Below are 5,609 nucleotides of genomic sequence, written 5' to 3'. Positions count from 1 at the left end.
GGGAACAGGGAACAGAGTTAAAAATCTCTTAGTTTATGGATTTTACGGACAATTTTGGATATCATTCAACCACACACCGCTATATTGGTTATTAGTCATTGGTTATTAGTCATTAGTAGTATATTGTTGACTGATAATAGATGACTAATCAATTATGAGAATTAATCTAGAGAGAATTTCCCAAAGTCCTGCCCCTTTGCGGCTGGGTTGTTTTATCATTGCTTTGTTATTATTATGGCTACCTTTGGCGATACCGATTTACTTGCTAGTGTCTGATACTAATTTAGAAAGTATCTTGACAATGGTAATACTTTATGTTGAGTTTATTTTTCTGCTCAAGTTATGGGGTCAGCGAGTCTATCAGCAACCAAAAATATTAACTCATTATGGTTTAGAATTTTCCCGCCCCAATGGTGTAGATTTTGTTAAAGGTTTAGCTATTGGGTTAATCAGTATTTTAATTGTATTTAGTTTACAGGGTTTATTCGGTTGGGTGATATGGCAACAACCCAAAGTTTTGTTATTGAAAATAATTTTAGAAGGTTTGCTAGTTAGTTTCGGTGTAGGTTTTGCGGAAGAATTATTATTTCGGGGTTGGTTATTGAATGAGTTAGAACGAGATTATAATTTAAGTTTAGCCGCTTGGATAGATGCCATTTTATTTGCTGTTGCCCATTTTATTAAACCTTTAGCAGCAATTATTCACACATTACCACAATTTCCAGCTTTAGTATTATTGGGATTAACGCAGGTATGGGGAAAGCGGGGAACAAGAGGACGCTTAGGTTTACCAATTGGGTTACATGGTGGTTTAGTTTGGGGTTATTACATTATTAATGTGGGAGAATTAACAAAATATGCGGGAGTAGTTCCTGACTGGATAACAGGTGTGAATAATAATCCCTTACAAGGAATTATGGGAGTTTTGTTTATGGGTGGACTAGCTTGGTGGATGCGGGGTAAAGCATTAAAAATGAATAATAAATTATGATTAAATATCTAGTAATTTTACTATTATTAATATTTTTATTTTCTTTCCCATTTCCAGCTTTAGCTATTGTCTGTCATCATTACGATGGACATGAAATTTGTATTCTTAATATTAAACGCAGCGCCAAAAAATATTGGGAATATCGGGCATCTATGAGTATAGATGGTGTAAAAACACCCGTAGAAATTTATAATTGTCGGGGGAAATTTAAGGTAAATAAAGATGGAACTGTTTCCCAATTTACAGAAAATAGTTCTGGTAAAATGATTTGCAGTTTTTTCAAGTAGTAATTAACTCAACTGCAAAAGCTGTATTATTTATCTGTGGCAAATATGCGCCAAATAATAAACATGGTAAACCCAAGATAGGCAAAAACAGTTAACCATTCTTGAGCGCGAGACAAAGTATCATTCATGTTTCAGTATGAGGATGTGATTTAGTGATTAGTGATTTGCTTCTAGGACAGTACCTATTAAACAAGCTTCAGATAAATTAGTCCCGGTTACATTTGCAGCTTCTAACTCTGCACAAAGTAAATTAGCGCCGGTGAAATTTGCCCCTGCTAGGTTAGCTTCTCGCAAATCTGCTTCTTCTAGGTTGGCTTGACTCAATAATGCTCCTTGCAAATCAGCACGACTCAAATCAGCACCTTTAAGATTTGCTCCTGTGAGGTTAGCACCGCGTAATTCAGCACTACGTAAGTCAACACCTTGCAAGTTCACACTCATTAAATTAGCACCACTCAAGAAAGCACCTGCTAAAGTGACATCATTGAGTGTCGCACCCATCAGGTTAGCACCTCTTAAATTACTACCCCGCATATCAGCATTACTTAAATCTGCTTGCATTAAATTTGCTCCCATCAGGTTAGCTCGCAAGTCAGTTTCTTGGAGGTTAGCGCCCATCAAATTAGCGCCTTCAAAATGTGCGCCTTCGAGTTTAGAACCTGCAAAGTTAGTGCCTACAAGGGTAGCACCTGCAAAGTTAACGCGGCTTAAATCTATTTGGGATAGTTCCTCGTCTTCTAAATCTGCGCCTGGAAGTTGTTTGATTTTTCCTAATCTAATGGCTTCAATATTCATTGGCTGTAATTACTAATCTCCTCTCTACTTTTGCTGTGGCTGTCCCAACGGGAATCAAGTAACCACATACCGCTGCTGGCTTTGGGTATCATTAGGGGTAAATCGAGTCCCTGCTGTAAACCCATGACTAATAAAGTTAGGGTATCTACAAGTTTAGGGTCAAAGCGGGTAGATTGTTGTAATCTGCACTCATCTAGAGCTTGAGCGAATATATCTACTCCACTTTTATCTGAGTATTTTTGCTGATTGACGTGTGACTGAAAATCTGCTGCTAAGGCTAAAATTCTCGATTCCAGGGGGATGTCATCTCCAGCTAACCCAGCAGGTTCTCCTGTTCCATTCCACCACTCGGTTTGGTGAGTGATAATTTGGGCAACGGCTCGCAATCGTGGCATTGTCCGTAATACTTGTACTCCTGGGATCAGAGAACAGGTTAAAGGACAACTGGGGGCATTTTCTTGGTAATTATTGGATGTGCTGGGAGTGAGAAGACTTTCTGCCCTTTGTAGTGGATCTATACGGTGTAATAAACTGGCTAGGCGCAATCTCTTAATTTGCCATGCGGGTAAATCTAACAACTGCCCGATTGTTTCCGAAAGTGCCACGACTTCTGAGGCGGCTCTGGGATTGTTGATATCGGCTAAATCCATTAATTGCGCCATCCGCAAAAATGCCTGGATTTCGTTAGAAACCAAGTTGCGGTCTAGGGCTTTTTTTTCTAAGGCTACGGGGATATCTAAATTTTCTTGTCCTGTTTGTAGGTACTCAACAACGCGGGTAACAACTGCATTTAAGTCTTTCGGTGCAGCAATAGAAGTCTTAATTGCTTGTTTATGGGCGCTGAGTTTAGTGGCTAATTCTGGGTTATATTTCTGAATGTGTGCGATCGCTATTTCTGCTGTCTCACTCACTAAATCTGGCTCAAATGTCCACAAACCATAAAATTTCCGCTCTAAATCCGACGCTGGTAAACCACCGATTCCATAATCAGCATCAGATAATTCTTGACAAATTACCATCGCTGTGTATTCAGGTGATAAAATAATTAAATGCCATTCCTGCTCTACAGGATCACCTGGGGCTATAGGCACTAAATCAACATTGGGTAACTGACTGGTAGGGTGTTCGGCAAATCCCGCATCAGCCGATGCCATAATCGCGATTTCACGGCTGCATCTGGCAATATCTGCGTATCTATTCGCTTCTTGCAAATACCATTTACCCTGTTGAAATGCTGTGATTACTAAAGGCGCACCATCTTCAGTTAAGATGTGATCTTCCAGTGCGTGACACAAAGCCACTAGGGTATTTTTGTAGTACACCCCAAAATGAACCGGTCTGGTAGTGTGCCGATGCGCTAATTCTAGTTTTTGGAGAATTGAACCTTCTAGCATGAGTTTTGGTGAAAATAATCGCCGGGGACGGGAGAGGGAAAATTCAAATCTAAATTCAAAATATCCCTATACTCCCTTGTTTTCTATGATACGCTTGCCAGATGTTTATCTTTGGTTTCAATTGGCGCTGAAAGTGCTGCTTCTAACTCAGCACAGCCTAATTTTTCTTCTAAGATGTTCATAACTTCGCGTCCGAAGTCGTTGGGGTTACGTCGCCAAGCTTGTAAACAGACTTCCCCGAAAAATGAACCGAGTGGTTCAGGATTCCATAAGAGTTTTTTAGCTGTCCAGGGCATTAAACTCATTGGATCATACCCTGGTTTGAGGATACCTTCTTTAAAGGCGTATTCTTCCAGGTGGGTATGAGGTTGCAAACCAATAAAGAAAATGGCAGGTTCGACTTTATCCGCACCAAAAATTCTTTCTAGTTCCCGGTGATAAGCGATAGTTTGGCGAATAGTTTCATGGCGTTCGTCAATGACGTTAAATGAGTAATTGACGGAAACCAAGTCATTGAAACCAGCTGCTTTTAAATCACGACAGTTTTGCAAGACAGTCCGCAGATTATAACCCATCCGCATTTTCCGTACCAGTTCCTGAGAACCACTGGTAATGCCAATTTCAAAGTAGTTCATCCCTGTTTTTGCCATCAAATCACACAACTCTGGTGTTAAGTTGTCGGCTCTGATGTATGCTGCCCAGTTTATATCGCTCATGCCAGAATCGACAATCTTTTGTAATAGTTCTATAGCATCGTCGATATATTTGCGAGCAGGGATAAATTGAGCATCAGTAAACCAGAAATTACGCACACCACGATTGTATAATTGGCGAATTTCTGCTACCACTTCATCAGCGGGATTAATTCTGACTTGCTTACCTTCAACTACAGTATAAACACAATAACAGCAATTATGGGGGCAACCACGCTTAGTTTGTACTCCTATATAGAAATCTTTATCTTGCAAGTAATAATTAATTTCTGGCCAGATAGTTTCTATATAGTCATAGTTACAAGCTGTTTTCTCTAAAGGTGTGGGTTGTTCATGGATAAGTCGTTTGCGAGGTTGGTTTTCTCCCACTACATAACAACGTTCATCCCTGAATTCCTCTCCACTCAGGTATTTACTTAGTAGGGTTTCACCTTCACCGACGGAAATAACCGTTCCTGCGGGTAGGCTTTTTCCTAATTGTTCATAAAATACGCTGACTGCACCACCACCAACCACTGCACGGGCTTGGGTATGATATCTTTGGGCGCGTTTTAGACCGCGTTTGATTAATCCCAAGTTCCGCCATAGTTCTACATAGTAAGCGATGAAGATCCGCAAACCGCCCAATGCACCCCGTAATTTTATGAATGGGTTTTTGGCATAGTAAAATTCAAAGGCGTTTTGGAGGGGGTTTCCTCCTCTACCTCCCACTGGTGCATAGATTTGGATATCTCGCCAAGAGAAGACTAAGAGGGTGGGTTTAAATTCATCAATACAGCGATCTAGGGCGGTGGCGTAATCTAAAGGTGGAACTGTTCCTAAATCAAAGATTTTTTGTTCGATGTTAGGAAATTGTTTGTGGACATGATCCGATAGATAGACAACCCCAATGGGAAAGATGGGGTTACAGGGAAGGCGAACGTAAAGGATTCGATTTTCCATCATGGTTGTTTCAACTGCCATCTTGCCAATTTTGAGGGTATTTGTGGGCTTAATATTAATTTACCAATATTTAATTTTATTTTGGTGAGGGTATTTTTGGGAATGTGCGTAATTTTACTTACTATAAGGTAATGTAAATAAAAAACTGCCCTTTCAATTGGCAAATATTTTGTAGTGATGTGAAATACAACAAAATTACAGGAAAATCGTGTAAATTCTCGTAAATCCCCTAGACATCTTTGTCTTTTTTTTTACAATGCGGTTAATGTCCCCATGTTTAGGTGTCTAAGTTTTTACCGGGCTTTGAATCACCTTTTTTGTGACTGACGTTATTTGCAAACCTTAAAAAAGGACAATGTAATGAAATTATCTCGGATTTTGCCTTTGGTGGTTGGTGGTGCTGTCGCTGGTATGGTTCTTAGTGGTGCATCTCCGGCGCAAGCTTTGGATTTCAATTTCTCCTTAACGAATACCCAAGGTAATGGGG

General features: G+C 40.0%; 5 protein-coding genes. 2 read left to right on the top strand and 3 right to left on the bottom strand.

Features of this window, described 5'->3' with window-relative positions:
* Positions 1-154 precede the first annotated feature (154 nt).
* Both VB694_RS10605 and VB694_RS10600 read left to right on the top strand, forming a co-directional pair.
* Complete coding sequence (locus VB694_RS10605; protein ID WP_323360285.1) at positions 155-991, top strand: type II CAAX endopeptidase family protein; 837 nt, start codon at positions 155-157, stop codon at positions 989-991.
* A complete protein-coding gene (locus VB694_RS10600) occupies positions 988-1,278 on the top strand; it encodes a hypothetical protein (RefSeq protein ID WP_323360284.1) in 291 nt (96 codons plus the stop codon). The genes VB694_RS10605 and VB694_RS10600 overlap by 4 nt, the downstream gene beginning before the upstream one ends.
* 156 nt (positions 1,279-1,434) lie before the next feature.
* Here VB694_RS10600 and VB694_RS10595 read toward each other — a convergent pair whose 3' ends face one another.
* The 3 genes from VB694_RS10595 to VB694_RS10585 form a co-directional block, all read right to left on the bottom strand.
* Positions 1,435-2,073 carry a pentapeptide repeat-containing protein gene (locus tag VB694_RS10595; protein WP_323360283.1) on the bottom strand — a complete coding sequence of 213 codons (639 nt, stop codon included), beginning with the start codon at positions 2,071-2,073 and terminating at the stop codon, positions 1,435-1,437.
* The gene (locus VB694_RS10590; protein ID WP_323360282.1) at positions 2,070-3,467 is read right to left on the bottom strand and encodes a DICT sensory domain-containing protein; all 1,398 of its coding nucleotides are present in this window, start codon (positions 3,465-3,467) and stop codon (positions 2,070-2,072) included. Before VB694_RS10590 ends, VB694_RS10595 begins: the two co-directional genes overlap by 4 nt.
* An 83-nt stretch (positions 3,468-3,550) precedes the next feature.
* Positions 3,551-5,143 carry a photosystem II high light acclimation radical SAM protein gene (locus VB694_RS10585; protein ID WP_323360281.1) on the bottom strand — a complete coding sequence of 531 codons (1,593 nt, stop codon included), beginning with the start codon at positions 5,141-5,143 and terminating at the stop codon, positions 3,551-3,553.
* Positions 5,144-5,609: the final 466 nt, after the last annotated feature.

The sequence above is a fragment of the Anabaena sp. UHCC 0451 genome (assembly GCF_034931405.1).
Taxonomy (GTDB): domain Bacteria; phylum Cyanobacteriota; class Cyanobacteriia; order Cyanobacteriales; family Nostocaceae; genus RDYJ01.
Note: the sequence above shows the minus strand (reverse complement) of the source record. Positions and strands in the feature narration are given on the sequence as shown.

Bases quoted from the DNA above. Each gene is read 5' to 3' on its own strand.
- VB694_RS10605 (WP_323360285.1), top strand. From the start codon at position 155: ATGAGAATTAATCTAGAGAGAATTTCCCAAAGTCCTGCCCCTTTGCGG.
- VB694_RS10600 (WP_323360284.1), top strand. From the start codon at position 988: ATGATTAAATATCTAGTAATTTTACTATTATTAATATTTTTATTTTCT.
- VB694_RS10595 (WP_323360283.1), bottom strand. From the start codon at position 2,073: ATGAATATTGAAGCCATTAGATTAGGAAAAATCAAACAACTTCCAGGC.
- VB694_RS10590 (WP_323360282.1), bottom strand. From the start codon at position 3,467: ATGCTAGAAGGTTCAATTCTCCAAAAACTAGAATTAGCGCATCGGCAC.
- VB694_RS10585 (WP_323360281.1), bottom strand. From the start codon at position 5,143: ATGGCAGTTGAAACAACCATGATGGAAAATCGAATCCTTTACGTTCGC.